The sequence below is a fragment of the Stenotrophomonas sp. TWI602 genome, from assembly GCF_039674045.1.
Classification (GTDB): Bacteria; Pseudomonadota; Gammaproteobacteria; order Xanthomonadales; family Xanthomonadaceae; genus Stenotrophomonas.
Map to the genome: position 1 here is coordinate 1 of NZ_JBDJMT010000010.1, position 15927 is coordinate 15927.

General features: G+C 67.2%; 15 protein-coding genes. 9 read left to right on the top strand and 6 right to left on the bottom strand.

The features are described from left to right. The first annotated feature begins 120 nt into the window (after nucleotides 1-120). From ABE483_RS11120 to ABE483_RS11135, 4 genes are read left to right on the top strand one after another with little or no spacing between them, the layout of a single operon-like run. Nucleotides 121-1464, top strand: a complete 1344-nt coding sequence (locus ABE483_RS11120; RefSeq protein ID WP_346463774.1) for a TRZ/ATZ family hydrolase — start codon at nucleotides 121-123, stop codon at nucleotides 1462-1464. Nucleotides 1465-1480: 16 nt separating this feature from the next. After that, nucleotides 1481-2212: a bifunctional 2-polyprenyl-6-hydroxyphenol methylase/3-demethylubiquinol 3-O-methyltransferase UbiG gene (gene ubiG / locus ABE483_RS11125; RefSeq protein ID WP_346465980.1), complete on the top strand. Its 732-nt coding sequence runs from the start codon at nucleotides 1481-1483 to the stop codon at nucleotides 2210-2212. Next, nucleotides 2205-2888 carry a phosphoglycolate phosphatase gene (locus ABE483_RS11130; protein WP_313212361.1) on the top strand — a complete coding sequence of 228 codons (684 nt, stop codon included), beginning with the start codon at nucleotides 2205-2207 and terminating at the stop codon, nucleotides 2886-2888. The genes ubiG and ABE483_RS11130 overlap by 8 nt, the downstream gene beginning before the upstream one ends. Before the next feature lie 18 nt (nucleotides 2889-2906). Beyond that, nucleotides 2907-3614: a squalene/phytoene synthase family protein gene (locus tag ABE483_RS11135; RefSeq protein WP_346481712.1), complete on the top strand. Its 708-nt coding sequence runs from the start codon at nucleotides 2907-2909 to the stop codon at nucleotides 3612-3614. A gap of 31 nt (nucleotides 3615-3645) precedes the next feature. Here the strand turns inward: ABE483_RS11135 and ABE483_RS11140 are convergent, their stop codons facing one another. The 3 genes from ABE483_RS11140 to yidD are packed head-to-tail and all read right to left on the bottom strand — an operon-like array spanning nucleotide 3646 to nucleotide 6095. Beyond that, nucleotides 3646-4491 carry a M23 family metallopeptidase gene (locus ABE483_RS11140; RefSeq protein ID WP_346481713.1) on the bottom strand — a complete coding sequence of 282 codons (846 nt, stop codon included), beginning with the start codon at nucleotides 4489-4491 and terminating at the stop codon, nucleotides 3646-3648. Continuing rightward, complete coding sequence (locus ABE483_RS11145; RefSeq protein ID WP_346463769.1) at nucleotides 4491-5837, bottom strand: dihydroorotase; 1347 nt, start codon at nucleotides 5835-5837, stop codon at nucleotides 4491-4493. Before ABE483_RS11145 ends, ABE483_RS11140 begins: the two co-directional genes overlap by 1 nt. Next, a complete protein-coding gene (gene yidD, locus ABE483_RS11150; protein WP_121038212.1) occupies nucleotides 5838-6095 on the bottom strand; it encodes a membrane protein insertion efficiency factor YidD in 258 nt (85 codons plus the stop codon). It lies immediately after the preceding gene. 272 nt (nucleotides 6096-6367) lie between these two features. On the opposite strand from yidD, the gene dksA reads away from it, so the two are divergent. Next, the gene (gene dksA, locus ABE483_RS11155; protein ID WP_313218906.1) at nucleotides 6368-7639 is read left to right on the top strand and encodes an RNA polymerase-binding protein DksA; all 1272 of its coding nucleotides are present in this window, start codon (nucleotides 6368-6370) and stop codon (nucleotides 7637-7639) included. A 296-nt stretch (nucleotides 7640-7935) separates the two neighbouring features. On the opposite strand, the gene ABE483_RS11160 is transcribed toward dksA, so the two are convergent. The 3 genes from ABE483_RS11160 to cysS form a co-directional block, all read right to left on the bottom strand. Then, a complete protein-coding gene (locus tag ABE483_RS11160) occupies nucleotides 7936-9189 on the bottom strand; it encodes an MFS transporter (RefSeq protein WP_123730715.1) in 1254 nt (417 codons plus the stop codon). Beyond that, nucleotides 9186-9626 carry a SufE family protein gene (locus tag ABE483_RS11165; RefSeq protein WP_313212355.1) on the bottom strand — a complete coding sequence of 147 codons (441 nt, stop codon included), beginning with the start codon at nucleotides 9624-9626 and terminating at the stop codon, nucleotides 9186-9188. The genes ABE483_RS11160 and ABE483_RS11165 overlap by 4 nt, the downstream gene beginning before the upstream one ends. A 150-nt stretch (nucleotides 9627-9776) precedes the next feature. Further along, complete coding sequence (gene cysS / locus ABE483_RS11170; RefSeq protein ID WP_346481714.1) at nucleotides 9777-11144, bottom strand: cysteine--tRNA ligase; 1368 nt, start codon at nucleotides 11142-11144, stop codon at nucleotides 9777-9779. 256 nt (nucleotides 11145-11400) lie between these two features. Here cysS and ABE483_RS11175 point away from each other — a divergent pair, with 256 nt between their 5' ends. The 4 genes from ABE483_RS11175 (at nucleotide 11401) to ABE483_RS11190 (ending at nucleotide 15906) form a co-directional block, all read left to right on the top strand. Then, the gene (locus ABE483_RS11175; protein WP_313212372.1) at nucleotides 11401-11973 is read left to right on the top strand and encodes a hypothetical protein; all 573 of its coding nucleotides are present in this window, start codon (nucleotides 11401-11403) and stop codon (nucleotides 11971-11973) included. A gap of 361 nt (nucleotides 11974-12334) precedes the next feature. Further along, nucleotides 12335-13345 carry an N-acetylornithine carbamoyltransferase gene (locus ABE483_RS11180; RefSeq protein WP_123730719.1) on the top strand — a complete coding sequence of 337 codons (1011 nt, stop codon included), beginning with the start codon at nucleotides 12335-12337 and terminating at the stop codon, nucleotides 13343-13345. A gap of 80 nt (nucleotides 13346-13425) precedes the next feature. Continuing rightward, a complete protein-coding gene (locus ABE483_RS11185; protein ID WP_313212353.1) occupies nucleotides 13426-14619 on the top strand; it encodes an argininosuccinate synthase in 1194 nt (397 codons plus the stop codon). Nucleotides 14620-14817: 198 nt separating this feature from the next. Then, nucleotides 14818-15906, top strand: coding sequence for an acetylornithine deacetylase (locus tag ABE483_RS11190; protein WP_313218901.1), 1089 nt, complete (start codon nucleotides 14818-14820; stop codon nucleotides 15904-15906). Nucleotides 15907-15927: the final 21 nt, after the last annotated feature.

Here is a 15927-nt window from a genome sequence, read left to right on the forward strand (position 1 = left end):
TTGGTCGGCTGCGGTACCGGCCGACACCGCACCCGGTAGAGCCGACCAACGGTCGGCTCCACCTCCAAGCGTCCCGGTCGCCCACACCCTCGGGTCGTCCGCCCAGACAAGTGAGCCCGCATGACCGACACCGCCCGCATTCCCGAAGCCTGTGACCTGTTGATCGAAGCCGGTTACGTGGTCCCGATCGAGCCGCATGCGGTGGTGCTGGAAGACCATGCCGTGGCCGTGCGTGGCGGCGAGATCGTCGCGATCCTGCCGCGTGCCGAAGCGCGCGAGCGCTTTGCACCCAAGCAGACCGTATCCCGCCCCGACGCGGCCCTGATGCCGGGCCTGGTCAACGCGCATACCCACAATCCCATGACCCTGCTGCGGGGCGTCGCCGACGACCTGCCGCTGATGGTCTGGCTGCAGCAGCACATCTGGCCGGTGGAAGCGGCGGTGATCGGCCCGGAGTTCGTGGCCGACGGCACCACCCTGGCGATCGCCGAGATGCTGCGCGGCGGTACCACCTGCGCCAACGAAAACTACTTCTTCTCCGACGTCCAGGCCGCCGTCTACAAGCAGCACGGGTTCCGTGCGCTGGTCGGTGCGGTGATCATCGATTTCCCGACCGCCTGGGCCAAGACCGACGACGAGTACTTCGCCAAGGCCGGCGAGCTGCACGACCAGTGGCGCAACGATCCGCTGATCGGCACCTCGTTCGCCCCGCACGCGCCGTACACCGTCAACGACGCGAACTTCGAACGCGTGCGCATGCTGTCCGACCAGCTGGACATGCAGGTGCACCTGCACACGCATGAAACCGCGCAGGAAATCAGCGACTCGATCAAGCTGCATGGCCAGCGTCCGCTGGCGCGTCTGGACCGGCTCGGCCTGGTCAACGACCGCCTGATCGCGGTGCACATGACCCAGCTGACCGAGGCCGAAATCCACCTGTGCGCCGAGCGCGGCGTCAGCGTGGTGCACTGCCCGGAATCCAACCTCAAGCTGGCCTCCGGGTTCTGTCCGGCCTGCGCGCTGCAGCGCGCCGGTGTGAACCTGGCGATCGGCACCGACGGCTGCGCCAGCAACAATGACCTGGACATGTTCAGCGAGAACCGCACCGCGGCGATCCTGGCCAAGGCCGTGGCCAATGACGCCACCGCGCTGGACGCGGCCACCACGTTGCGTGCGGCCACCCTGGGCGGCGCACGCGCGCTGGGCTTCGGCGACCGCATCGGCTCGATCGAGGTCGGCAAGCAGGCCGACCTGGTCTGCGTGGATCTCTCCGCGCTGGAAACCCAACCGCTGCACCATGTGCTTTCGCAGCTCGTCTACGCCGCCGGCCGCCACCAGGTCAGCGATGTCTGGATCGCCGGCCAGCCCAAGCTGGTCCAGCGCGAACTGGTCGGCATGGACACCGCCGCGATCGTCGCCAACGCCCGCCAGTGGCGCGAGCGTATCCGACACATCCGTGCTTGATGCATCAAGGATCCCCATGAACACCCCCCATGCTTCCACCAATTTCGATCAGGCCGAACTGGACAAGTTCGCCGCGCTCGCCAACCGCTGGTGGGACGTCGATGGCCCGCAGAAGCCGCTGCACGCGTTGAACCCGGTGCGCCTGCAGTACGTCGCCCAGCGCGTCACCCTGCGCGGCGCCCGCGTGCTCGATATCGGCTGCGGTGGCGGCCTGCTCAGCGAAGCGCTGGCCAAGGAAGGCGCGGACGTCACCGCGATCGATCTGGCCCCGGAACTGGTCAAGGTCGCCCGCCTGCACGGGCTGGAGTCGGGCGTCACGGTCGACTACCGCGTGCAGGCCGCTGAAGACCTGGCCGCCGAACAGCCGGGCAGCTTCGATGTCGTCACCTGCATGGAAATGCTCGAGCACGTGCCGGACCCGGGCGCGATCATCGCCGCCTGCCACCGTCTGCTCAAGCCGGGCGGGCAGCTGTTCCTGTCCACCGTGAACCGCACGCCGGCCGCGTTCGCCGTGGCGATCGTCGGTGCCGAGTACGTGGCGCGGCTGCTGCCCAAGGGCACGCATCACTACCAGGATTTCATCAAGCCGGCCGAGCTGGGCAAGTGGCTGCGCGAGGCCGATTTCAACCTGCGCGATGTCAGCGGCATGGCCTACGAGCCGTGGCGCAACCGTGCCCGCCTGAGCATGCGCACCGACATCAACTACCTGGCCCACGCGGTCAAGCCGGACGACGCGGCACGTGTCTGAGTTCGGTTTCCCGCCGGCGGTGCTGTTCGATCTGGACGGCACCCTGCTGGACAGCGCACCGGACATGCTGGCCACCGCCAACGCGATGCTGGCCGCTCGCGGGCGCGCGCCGATCACCCTGGGGGCGTTGCGCCCGGTGGTCTCCAAGGGCTCGCGCGCGATGGTATCGGTGGCCTTTCCCGCGCTGGGGCAGGCCGAGCGTGATGCGCTGGTGCCGGAGTTCCTGGCGCGCTACGAAGGCCTGATCGGCCAGCATGCCGTGCTGTTCGATGGCATCGCCGGCATGCTCGACGCGCTCGATGCGGCCGGCTGCGCGTGGGGCATCGTGACCAACAAGCCCGAGTATCTGGCCCGGCTGATCGTGCCGCAGCTGGGCTGGCAACAGCGCTGCAAGGTGCTGATCGGCGGCGACACCCTGGCCCAGCGCAAGCCGCATCCACTGCCGCTGTTGGCCGCCGCCGAGCGCATGGGCATCGCCCCGGGCACCTGCATCTACGTGGGCGATGACGAGCGCGACATCGTCGCCGCCAACGCCGCCGGCATGGCCTCGGTCGCCGCGCTGTGGGGTTACCGGCTCGACGCCGACGATCCCGTGGCCTGGGGCGCCGATACGCTGATCGCACTTCCCGAACACCTGCAACATGCCAAGGCGTGGCCGCTTCCGCGCACGCTCTAGCCTTTCAAGGAATACACCGTGAGTACTCCAAGCGCCCTGGACAGTTTCCTGGACAAGTGGCGGACCCGCTGGCCCGAGTGGCAGGTGGCCGAACGCTTCGTGCCCGAGAACCAGCGCACCCTGGTGGTGGCGTGGTTCTCGCTGCTGCAGGAGTTCGACGACATCCTCAATACCGCCGGCGACCCGATGCCCTCCGATGCCAAACTGGCGTGGTGGGGCGAAGAGCTGCGCAGCTGGTCCGCACAGCGCTCGCGCCATCCGCTGGGCCGCGTGCTCGAGCCGGTGCGCGCGCCGTGGGCGCAGATGGCCGAGACGCTGCCGGATCTGATCGACGCGCGTGCGGTGCCGGTCGATCCGGCGCAGGCGCTGCGCTCGCTGCAGGCGTATGCGGCCGCTGTGGCCGCGGTCGAGGCGGTGATGTTCGATACCCCGGCGCGTGGCGATGTCGCCACCCCGGTGCTGGTGCAGACCCTGGCCCAGCGGCTGCACGAGAGTGGCGTCGCCGCCATTCCGCGTTCGCTGCTGGCCGAGGATGACACCGCGGCACCGCGCAAGTGGGCGCAGCAGCTGCTCGCGAAGTGGCCGGCGCGGGTTGCCGGCCCGCGGCCCCGCCGGCTGTACGCCGCGTTGGCCCGTGCCCGCCAGCAGACCTGGGCGCAGGACCGCCAGTACCAGGCCACGCCGATGCGGACGCTGTGGCTGACCTGGTGGGCGGCGCGCGGCTGAGCGTGCGTGCCGGCCAGCAGCCGGCACTTCGTTATTTCCCGCGTTCCAGCACCAGCAGCGGGTCGATGCGGGTATCGAACCAGTTCATGCCCCAATGCAGATGCGGGCCGGTCGCGCGACCGGTCGCACCGACGGCGGCGATCACCTGACCCTGCTCGACGCGGTCGCCGACGTTCACGTCGATGCGCGACAGGTGCAGGAAATTCGAACTGATCCCGAAGCCGTGATCCAGCAGCAGCGTGCCGCCGGTCAGGTACAGGTCCGGGCCAGCAAAGGTGACCACGCCTGCGGCCGGTGCCTTCACCGGGGTGCCGGTCGGCACCGCGATGTCCATGCCGGAGTGGCCCGAACCGGGTTGGCCGTTATAGACGCGCGCATTGCCGAAGCGGCCGCTGATGCGGCCCTGCACCGGCCAGATGAAGGCCTGTGCGAAGCCGGCGCGATTGTCATCGCGGGCACGCGCGGCGGTGACCTGCGCCTGCTCACGCTTGATCCGCTCGGCAATCGCCGGCGGCGGATTGACCGTCTTGGGGGGCACGCCGTTGACGCGCTCGGTCGGCCAGTCACGCGGGGTGACCGCGATGCTGGCCGTTTCGCTGCCGCCGTCCGGGCGCGTCACCTGCACCTGCAGCGGACCTTTCTCATCGCGGCCGATGCCGAACACCACGCTGCCGTACCCGCTCACGCGCAGGGTGCGGTCGCCGTATTGCACGACGCTGCCGGCCGGCACCTTGCCGATCACCATCGCGCCCTGCGAGGCGCTGGCCGGAAACACCACACGCGCATCGGCCTGGGCCACGGCGGGCGAGGGCAGCAGACTGCCCATCGCTACGACGCCTGCGGCCGCCAGGGCCGCGCTCAACACCCGTGCCCGCATCAGCGGTCGAAGCTCATGCGCTGGCCGTTCGGCGAACCCACCAGTTTCTCGCCATCCCACGCCAGCTGCCCGTTGACCCAGGTCGAGGCGATGCGCGAACGGAAGGTGGTGCCCTCAAACGGCGACCAGCCGCACTTGGACAGCACGTCTTCGCGCTTGACGGTGAAGGGCACATCTTCGACCAGCACCAGATCGGCGAAGTAGCCTTCGCGCAGGTAGCCGCGCTGGCTCACGTCGAACAGCTGCGCCGGTGCGTGCGCGAACTTCTGCACGACCTGGGTGATCTCCAGCTTGCCTTCGTGCACCAGTTCCAGCGCGGCGACCAGTGCGTACTGCACCAGCGGCAGGCCGGACGGCGCCTGTGCATAGGGCTTCTGCTTTTCTTCCCAGGTGTGCGGCGCATGATCGGTGGCGAGCACGTCGATCACGTCATCGGCCACGGCGCGGGTCAGCGCTTCGCGGTCGCTGGCTTCCTTGATCGCCGGGTTGCACTTGATCAGGTTGCCCAGCCGCGCGTAATCGCTGCGGTCGAAACGCAGGAAGTGGATGCAGGTTTCGGCGGTGATCTGCTTGCGGCTGCCATCGGCGCGGATCAGCGGGCCGCGTTCGAACAGGGCCAGCTCATCGGCGGTGGAGATATGCAGCACGTGCAGGCGGGTGCCATGCTTTTTGGCCAGCGACACGGCCAGCTCGGAGGACTTCAAACAGGCCTCGCGCGAGCGGATGTCCGGGTGCTGCTCGGCACTCAGTGCATCGCCATATTTCTCGGCGTACTCCTTGGCCTTGGCATCGATCATCGGCGTGTCTTCGCAGTGCGTGATGATCGGTGTGGGCGCGTCGCGGAAGATCGCATCGAGCGTTTCCGGGTTGTCCACCAGCATGTTGCCGGTGGACGCGCCCATGAACACCTTGATGCCCGGCGCGGTCTTGGGATCCAGCGACTGGATGTGGGCCAGGTTGTCGTTGCTGGCGCCCATGTAGAAGCCGTAGTTGGCGCGCGCGCGGCCGGCGGCGGCATCGTACTTGGCCTGCAGGATTTCGGCGTTGAGCGTGGGCGGGTTGGTGTTGGGCATGTCCATGAAGCTGGTCAGGCCCCCGGCGACGGCCGCGGCCGATTCGGTCGCGATGTCGCCCTTGTGGGTCAGGCCGGGCTCACGGAAATGGACCTGGTCGTCGATCATGCCCGGCAGCAGCCAGCGGCCGGCGGCGTCGACCACGGTTTCGCCGGGACGGGCGTCCAGGCCGGGGCCGATCTGCGCGATGCGGCCATCTTCGATGCGCAGGTCACCCTGGGTGACGGAGCCTTCGTTGACCAGGCGGGCGTTGACGATGAGCGTGGAGGACATTCAGTGTTTTCCTGTGCAGCGGCAGGTGGCGTCGTGCGCGGCGCGCGGGGGCACCTCGTCGATGCCACCGGGATGGAAGGGATGGCAGCGGCCCAGCCGGCGCGCGGCCAGCCAGCTGCCGCGCGCGGGGCCATGGGTGGCGATGGCTTGCATGGCGTATTCAGAACAGCTGGGCATGAAGCGGCAACGCGGCCCCAGCAGCGGGCTGATGAAGCGCTTGTAGAAGCGCAGCAGGGCGATGAGCAGGCGTGAGATCACCCCCCAATCTTATTCCAGTTGGCATGAAGGGCGCATTTGTCGCAGGATGGGGCGTTGGACCCGTCCGCACCCACGCGCGCGACGGGCCGCCCCGGCGGTGTTGCCGGGTCAGGTACCGAACTGCGCACGTTGGCCCGCCTGCCAGGCGGGCCGGTCGCACGCCTTGCGACTCCGGGGCTGAACGGAGTAGGCGGTGTGGTTGCTGCTGCTGGTCGGGTAGGCTATAAAGGCCCGCTTTCCCGGGCCCCGGGGAATCCAAGGAAGAGCGTTTCGTGGCTGCTAAAAAAACTGCAAAGAAGGCCGTCAAGGCCGCCAAGAAAACCGCCAAGCCTGTTGTAAAGAAGTTGGCGGCCAAGTCCGTTGCCAAGAAGCCGGCCGCCAAGCCGGCTGGCAAGCCTGCATCCAAACAACCGGCGGCCAGGACGGCACCCGTTAAAAAGGCGACCAGCACGTCGCCGGCCAAGACCGTCAAGAAGGCTGTCGCCAAGAAGCCTGCTGCCAAGACGGTGGTGGCCAAGAAGACCGTCGCCAAGAAGGTCGTTGCCAAGAAGTCGACGGTCGCCAAGCCGGTTGCCAAGCCCGCCAAGCGCGCGGCAGGCAAGCCGGTGAGCAAGGCGCCCGTCAAGAAAGCCGCTGCCAGCAAGACGGCAGCCAAGAAGACCGTGACGCCTGCTGTCGCCAAACCGGCGTCCAAGCCGGCACCGGCGAAGAAGACCGCAGTCAAGCAGGCACCGGCCACGCCGGTAAAGGCCAGCAAGACCGCCAGCAAGCCCGTGGCATCCAAGCCGGCCACCAAGCCGGTTGCAGCACCCGTAGTGAAGTCCGCACCGAAGCCGGCATCGCCGGCGCCGGCCAAGTCTGTCCCGGCCAAGAGCCCGGCCAAGGCGGCACCTTCTCCGGCGTCCACGCCGGCGCCGGTCGCCCCTGTCGCCGCCTCCAAGGCCCCGCAAAACAAGAATCCCGTGCCCGTTTCGAAATCGCCTGCAAAAACCCCCGCCAAGTCCGAGTCCGCCCCCAAGCCCGTGTCCCGTCCGGTCGGCAAGGTCGCCGTTGCCGTGGCAGCGCGTTCGGCCGCCCCGGCCCCTCGCACCAAGGTGAAGGTGGTGGAATACAAGACTGACGAAGCCACCGGTCGTCCGATCCTGCCCGACGGTTACAAGCCGAGCGCGGAAGAGGAATACATGAGCCCGCTGCAGCTGGAGTATTTCCGCCAGCGCCTGCAGCACTGGCGCAATGATCTGGTGGAGGAATCCAAGCAGACCATCGCGAACCTGCAGGAAGAAGTGCGTGATATCGGCGATGAGGCCGAGCGCGCCACCCGCGAGACCGAGAACTCGCTGGAACTGCGTACCCGCGATCGTTATCGCAAGCTGATCGGCAAGATCAACAGCACGCTGAAGCGTCTGGAAGATGGCGATTACGGTTTCTGTGTGGATACGGGCGAAGAGATTGGCCTGGATCGTCTGGAAGCCCGCCTGACTGCTGAGCGCACGATCGATGCGCAGGAGCGTTGGGAGCATCTGCAGAAGCAGCAGGGCGACTGATCGCGCTGTTGGTGTTGCTCTTCTACGGAAAACCCGGCTTCGGCCGGGTTTTTTTTGGCTGGCTGTTTTTGGTTCGGGTGGGTTCGCGTTGGTCGCGAAGGGCGTTGGCGCCTTGCTGTCTGGTGCTCGAGTGGGTCGGGCAGTCCGGTCCGGGTCCTGCACTGCGCTGCCCGGCCGCCCAATCGCAGGAACAAGCAGGCGCCGAACCCGCGGCCCCGGCAGCCCCAGCCGCGCAGCGCGAGCCAACCAGCCCGGTGACCAGCTGGGGAGCCCCAAGCGGCCAGCCGGCCAAATCCTCAATGCAGATCGCGCAGATTCAACCGTCGCAGCGTCGGATTCTTCCAGGCCGTAATGCCCGCCACGCTCAACACCGCAAAGCCCCCCAGCACCACCGCCGGGACCAGCCCCAACAGCTTCGCCATCGTGCCCGCATAGAACGCGCCCAACTCATTGGACGAACTGATGAAAATGCCATTGATCGACGACACCCGACCACGCATCTCCTCCGGCGTCGCCAACTGCAGAATCGTCGAACGCACCACTACCGACACACCGTCGAACGCACCGTAGAACAACAGAATCGCCGCCGACAGCCAGAAATTCGATGACAGGCCGAACCCGATCACGCACAGACCAAAGCCGGCCACCGCGAACAACAGCACACGCCCCGCATTGCGCTGCAACGGCCGACGCGCCAGCCACAGCCCCACGCACACCGAGCCCAGCGCCGGCGCCGCCCGCAGCACGCCCAGCCCCTCCGGCCCGTGGTGCAGGATTTCGTGCAGGAACGCCGGCAGCATCGCCACCACGCCGCCGAGCAGCACCGAGAACATGTCCAGCGCCATCGCCCCGACCATGATCCTGTTGCCGAGCACGAAACGGCCGCCCTCGGCGATGCTCTTGAAGATCGGCGCCGCCGGGCCCGTATGCACCGGCTCGGAGACGCGCAGCGCGGCCAGGCAGCCCAGCGCGATCAGCGACACGCCGACCGCCACGCCATAGGCGACGCCCTTGCCGCCCCACGCCACCAGGGCGCCGCCCAGTGCCGGGCCGACCACCATGCCGGTCTGGAACACCACCGCGCCCAGTCCCGCGCCACGCGCGTACTGCGTGCGCTCCAGCACGCGGGCGAACAGTGCGTTGTAGATCGGCGAGAGGAACGCGCGGACCATGCCGGTCAGTGCGATCGCCGCATAGATCGGCCACACCCCGTGGAACGGCAGCCAGCCCTGGGCGACCGCGGTCAGCACCAGTGCGGTCATCACCAGCCCGCTGCAGGCGACCATGCCCAGCCGGCGGCGGGGAAGGTGGTCGACCAGATAGCCGGCAAACGGCGCCACGCAGAAGAACGGGAGCACTTCGGCCAAGCCGACCAGGCCCAGCGAGAACGGATTGCGGGTGACTTCGTAGATATGCCAGCCGACCGTCACCGCGACGATCTGGTAGGAGAGCATCGCGAAGATGCGGTAGGCCAGCACCAGCGAAAAGCCCGGGCGGGCCAGCAGCTGCAGGGCGCTGTCCGGCTCCTGCGGATCGGCGGAGAGCGTCACGACTGCGCTTGGGCAGTGTCGCGGATGAAGGCCAGCATTGCCGCCACGCCGTTGCTGCGGGTCGGGGACAGGTGGCGCGACAGCCCGATGTCCTGGATGTAGCTCGGCTCGGTGGCCAGAATCTCGGCCGCCGAACGGCCCGAATAGACGCGCAGGGCCAGGTAGATCAGCCCGGAGACGATCGCCGAATCACTGATGGCGTGGAAGCGCAGCGCCTCGGCATTGCCCTCCGGCACGATCCAGACCATGGACTGGCAGCCAAGCAGACGATGCTCCTCGGTCTTCCACGCTTCCGGGAAGGTGGGCAGTTTGCGGCCGAGGTCGATCAGGTACTGGTAACGCTCGGACCAGTCGCCGAAGAAGGCGAATTCCTCGGCGATGGCGGCCTGGGCTTCAGCAGCGGTGGGTTCGAGCGGGAACGGGGAGGTGGGGGTCATGGGGGCTCCGGGTCGGTGTTCGCCGTCCGTGGGTGACCGTGCAGTTGCGGGGGGAGGCAGCCCGGCCGTCCGTGGCCGGGGCGATGTCATGGCAGTGCCCAGTGGATCGGGCGGTGTCCGGTAGCGCCCGACGGTCAGCCGGGCGGTCTTTCAGCGCTTGCGCGACCAGCGCACGCCCTGGGCGGTGTCTTCCAGCACGATGCCCTCGGCGGCCAACTGGTCGCGGATCGCATCGGCGCGGGCGAAGTCGCGGGCCTGCTTGGCCGCGGCGCGTTCATCGATCAGGGCCTGGATGGCCGCATCGTCGTCGTTGCCGCCTGCGGTGCCAAACCAGGCCGCGGGATCCTGCTGCAGCAGGCCCAGCGCCAGGCCGGCACCGAGCAGCGCGGACTTCCAGTGCGCCTTGTCGGCGTCGGCAGCCTTGCGTGCCTCACCGGCGATACGGGCCAGCTCGGCCAGCGCCTGCGGCGTATTGAGGTCGTCATCCAGTGCGGCCTCGATCTCGGTCGGAATCACCGCAGCGGCGTCCACCTCGACCAGATCGCGCAGCGTGCCGTACAGGCGGTCCAGGGTGCGCACCGACTGCTCGATCAGCGCATCGGACCAGTCCAGCGGCTGCCGGTAGTGGGCCGACAGCAGCGCATAGCGCAGCGCCTCGGGGGCATGCTGGCGGACCAGATCGTGCACGCGCTCGATGTTGCCGATCGACTTGCTCATCTTGGCGCCGCCGAAGTTGAGCATGCCGTTGTGCAGCCAGAACCGGGCGAAGGTCTGCCCGCCGTGCGCGCACTCGCTCTGGGCGATCTCGTTCTCGTGGTGCGGGAACTGCAGGTCCACGCCGCCGGCATGGATATCGATGGTCGGCCCCAGGTGCGCGGCGGCCATCGCCGAGCACTCGATGTGCCAGCCCGGGCGGCCACGGCCCCACGGCGATGCCCAGCCCGGCAGGTCGTTGCTGGAGGGCTTCCACAGCACGAAATCGCCCGGGTCGCGCTTGTACGGGGCGACATCCACGCGGGCACCGGCCAGCATCTCGTCCGGGTCGCGGCGCGAGAGCTTGCCGTAGTCGGTGTAGGAGCTCACCGAGAACAGCACGTGGCCTTCGGCCGCATAGGCATGCCCGTTGGCGATCAGCTGCTCGATCATGGTCACGATCTGGGGGATATGCGCGGTGGCTTCCGGCTCGATATCCGGCGGCACCACGCCCAGTGCGGCCATGTCCTCGCGGTAGGCGGCGGCGAAACGGTCGGTAATGGTGCTGATCGGCACGTTCTGCTCGCGCGCGGCCGTGTTGATCTTGTCATCCACGTCGGTGATGTTGCGCGCATAGCGCAGGCCGCCGAAGCGGCGGCGCAGCAGGTCGGCCAGTACGCCGAACACCACCGGCCCACGGGCATTGCCGATGTGGACGTAGTTGTAGACCGTGGGGCCACACACATACAGGGTCGGACAGGTCGGATCGAGCGGGGTGAACGGTTCGAGCTGGCGTGTCAGGTTGTTGTGCAGGCGCAGGGTCATGGGGGTCGGGAGCGGGGGTAAGCGGTCGATTTTAGAACGTGTCGGGGGCTTTGGGGGGATGTGGGGCACGGCAGGCCGGCGGCCTCGGCCGCTGGCGGTATGGCTGAAGGCTTCAGGCGTTCCGGCCCGTCGTGGCGGGCTTCCTGCCCCGCGGGTGGGGTCGGCCTATGGGCAGAAACGTCACGGAAGGGTAATGTTCAGCCCCTTGTGCTTGCCACTGCCTAAACTATCCCTCTTGTCCTTTTCCCTGTTGCCAATGAAATCCGCTTCGTTGTTGACGCTGGTCTGCCTGCTCGGAAGTGCCGCCTTCGGGGCGTGCGCCCAGGAGGGTGAGGTGCGCAACCGGGTGGTGATCGTGGAGAACGTCAAGTTCGACTACGCCCAGGTGCTCAACGTCGAGCCGGTCTTCCAGACCCTGCGCGCCACCCGCACCGAAGAGCACTGCGAGCCGGTCTCCACCCGCACGCTCGCGCCGGTCAATGTCACCGGCGAGGAGCCGCAGGAAGACAAAGGCCGCTTCGGCCGCTTCATGGATTCGGTACGCTCGATCTTCCGCCGGGAAGACGGCAGCACCGACGAAAGCGGCTACGCCGAGACGGTGGTGGTCGAGGCCACGCCGGCCAACACCGGGCCGTTGTTGACCCGGGACTGCAAGATCATCCCGGTCGGCCGTGAGTTCCGCCGCCCGATCGCCTACGACGTGGACTACGTCTACAAGGGCACCAAGTACCGTTCCCGCCTGCCGGAAGACCCGGGCAACCGCCTCAAGATCCGGGTCTCGATCACCCCCTGGGTGGGCAACGATCAGGCCGGTGGCGCCAACCCGTGACTCCCGGCATCGCCCCGGGCGTGGATGCCTTCAACCTGAATTGTCATTCAGGCCTTGCACGCACTCCGGGTGCATGCAAAGATGGGCGGCCATGAAACTCACCGACTTCCAGCACGACACCAGCGCCGCCCGTATGGCTACGGGCATGACGTCGCGTGCCCGCCGACCGGAACCCCACATTTTCGCTGGGTAACCGGAGCTTCGTGCTGCCTGTTTGGAAAACCCAGCCCCCGCGCTGGGTTTTTTCGTTTCTACGATCTGAAAAGTTTCATCTGTATACGTTTTGTTGAGCCCTGAACGCGCCCCGGCGCCCCCAACCTCCGCCGGTGACGGTGGAAAACCAGCCGCAAAGGATCGATCGATGTCCCTGAAGCACTTCCTGAACACCCAGGATTGGAGCCGCACCGACCTGGATGCCCTGTTGACCCAGGCCGCGTTGTTCAAGCGCAACAAACTGGGTGACGAGCTCAAGGGCAAGTCGATTGCCCTGGTGTTCTTCAACCCCTCCATGCGTACCCGCACCAGCTTCGAGCTGGGTGCGTTCCAGCTGGGCGGGCACGCGATCGTGCTGCAGCCGGGCAAGGACGCCTGGCCGATCGAGTTCAACCTGGGCTCGGTGATGGACGGGGACACCGAGGAGCACATCGCCGAAGTGGCCAAAGTGCTCGGCCGCTATGTCGACCTGATTGGCGTGCGTGCCTTCCCGAAGTTCATCGACTGGACCAAGGATCGCGAAGACGAAGTGCTCAAGAGCTTCGCCAAGTACTCGCCGGTGCCGGTGATCAACATGGAAACCATCACCCACCCGTGCCAGGAACTGGCCCACGTGATGGCGCTGCAGGAACACTTCGGTACCCAGGACCTGCGCGGCAAGAAGTACGTGCTGACCTGGACCTATCACCCCAAGCCGCTGAACACCGCGGTGGCCAACTCGGCGCTGACCATCGCCACCCGCATGGGCATGGACGTGACCCTGCTGTGCCCGACCCCGGATTACATCCTGGATGAGCGCTACATGGGCTGGGCCGAGCAGAACGTGGCCGAGAGCGGCGGTTCGCTGCAGGTCAGCCATGACATCGCCAGCGCCTACGCCGGCGCGGACGTGGTGTACGCCAAGAGCTGGGGCGCGCTGCCGTTCTTCGGCAACTGGGAACCGGAAAAGCCGATCCGCGACCAGTACAAGCACTTCATCGTGGACGAAGCCAAGATGGCGCTGACCAACAACGGCGTCTTCAGCCACTGCCTGCCGCTGCGCCGCAACGTGAAGGCCACCGACGGCGTCATGGACTCGGCGCAGTGCATCGCGATCGACGAAGCTGAAAACCGCCTGCATGTGCAGAAGGCGATCATGTCGGCGTTGATCGGCCGGTAACGCCATCAACGGGTATCGAACATTGCAGCCGACCAACGGTCGGCTCTACCCAACTTTTTTCCCTATTGGACCTGACCCCCATGAGCAACAAAGACATCGTCCTGGCCTTCTCCGGTGGACTCGACACCAGCTTCTGCGTGCCGTACCTGCAGGAGCGCGGCTACAACGTGCATACCGTGTTCGCCGACACCGGCGGCGTGGATGACGAGGAGCGCGATTTCATCGAGAAGCGTGCGGCCGAACTGGGCGTCACCAGCCACGTCACCGTCGACGGTGGCCCGGCGATCTGGAGCGGCTTCGTCAAGCCGTTCGTGTGGGCCGGTGAGGGCTACCAGGGCCAGTACCCGCTGCTGGTGTCCGACCGTTACCTGATCGTGGATGCCGCGCTCAAGCGCGCCGCCGAGCTGGGTACCAACATCATCGCCCACGGTTGCACCGGCATGGGCAATGACCAGGTCCGCTTCGACCTGGCCGTGAAGGCGCTGGGCGACTACCAGATCGTCGCGCCGATCCGCGAAATCCAGAAGGAACACACCCAGACCCGCGCTTACGAGCAGAAGTACCTGGAAGAGCGCGGCTTCGGCGTGCGCGCCAAGCAGCAGGCCTACACCATCAACGAGAACCTGCTGGGCCTGACCATGTCCGGCGGCGAGATCGACCGTTGGGAAGCCCCGGGCGAAGGTGCCCGCGGCTGGTGCGCACCGCGCAGCGAATGGCCGGAACAGGCACTGACGGTCACCCTGAAGTTCGTCGAGGGCGAAGCCGTCGAACTGGACGGCAAGGCGCTGCCGGGTGAGCAGATCCTGGCCAAGCTCAACAAGCTGTTCGCTCCGTACGGCGTGGGCCGTGGCGTCTACACCGGTGACACCGTGATCGGCCTGAAGGGTCGCATCGTGTTCGAAGCGCCGGGCCTGGTCTCGCTGCTGGCCGCGCACCGCGCGCTGGAAGACGCCGTGCTGACCAAGCAGCAGAACCGCTTCAAGCCGGACGTGGCGCGCAAGTGGGTGGAGCTGGTGTACGAAGGCTTCTACCACGACCCGCTCAAGACCGACATCGAAGCCTTCCTGAAGTCCTCGCAGGCCAAGGTCAACGGTGAAGTGGTGCTGGAAACCCGCGGTGGCCGTGTCGATGCCGTGGCCGTGAAGTCGCCGCACCTGCTCAATGCCAAGGGCGCCACCTATGCACAGTCGGCCGACTGGGGCGTGGAAGAGGCCGAAGGCTTCATCAAGCTGTTTGGTATGAGCTCGACCTTGTACGCGCAGGTCAACCGCTAAGGCGATTCACCGGGGTGCCGGCCGCTGGCCGGCGCCTCGCAAAGCCGATGGAGGGGTAGTGGCGGGCGCGGGGCGGGGCCAGGGAACGCCCGGGAAAATAAAGGCCCGCCCCCCCCCCGCTCCTGGAACGGCCGGATCATTGCAGAGCCGGCCAGCGGCCGGCACTACCGATTTTGAACCCTACGGATACTCAGACACATGTTGGAACAGACACTCGATCATCTGCAGCAGCTCGTGTCCTTCGACACGCGCAATCCGCCGCGGGCGATCACCACCGGCGGCATCTTCGATTACCTGCGTGCGAACCTGCCCGGGTTCAACGTGGAGGTGATCGACCATGGCGACGGTGCGGTCAGCCTGTATGCGGTGCGTGGCACCCCGAAGTACCTGTTCAACGTGCACCTGGATACCGTGCCGGACTCGCCGCATTGGACGGCCGACCCACACGTGATGCGGCGCGCCGAGGACCGCGTGATCGGGCTGGGCGTGTGTGACATCAAGGGCGCTGCGGCGGCCTTGGTGGCTGCTGCCAACGCCAGCGATGGCGATGCCGCGTTCCTGTTCTCCAGCGACGAGGAAGCCAACGATCCGCGTTGCATCGCCGCCTTCCTGGCCCGTGGCATTCCGTATGAAGCGGTGCTGGTGGCCGAGCCGACCATGAGCGAAGCGGTGCTCGCGCACCGTGGCATCAGCTCGGTGCTGATGCAGTTCACCGGCCGCGCCGGGCATGCCTCGGGCAAGCAGGACGCGGCGGCCAGTGCACTGCATCAGGCGATGCGCTGGGGCAACCGCGCGTTGGACCATGTCGAGTCGTTGTCGCATGCGCGCTTTGGCGGGCTGACCGGCCTGCGCTTCAACATCGGGCGCGTGGAAGGCGGCATCAAGGCCAACATGATCGCGCCCGCTGCTGAAGTGCGGTTCGGCTTCCGTCCGCTGCCGTCGATGGATATCGATGCGCTGCTGGCGACCTTCGCCGGTTTTGCCGAACCGGCCGCGGCGCAGTTCACCGAGACCTTCCGGGGCCCCAGTTTCCCGGCCGGCGACATCGCCGAAGCGGAAAACCGCCGCCTGGCCGCGCGCGACGTGGCCGATGCGCTGGATATTCCGATCGGCAACGCGGTGGACTTCTGGACCGAGGCGTCACTGTTCTCGGCCGGCGGCTACACCACGCTGGTGTATGGCCCGGGCGACATCGCCCAGGCCCACACCGCCGATGAGTTCGTGACGCTGGAGCAGTTGCAGCGTTACGCCGAATCCGTGCACCGCATCATCGCGCACGGCGCCTGATCGAATGACGCCGTCGTGGTC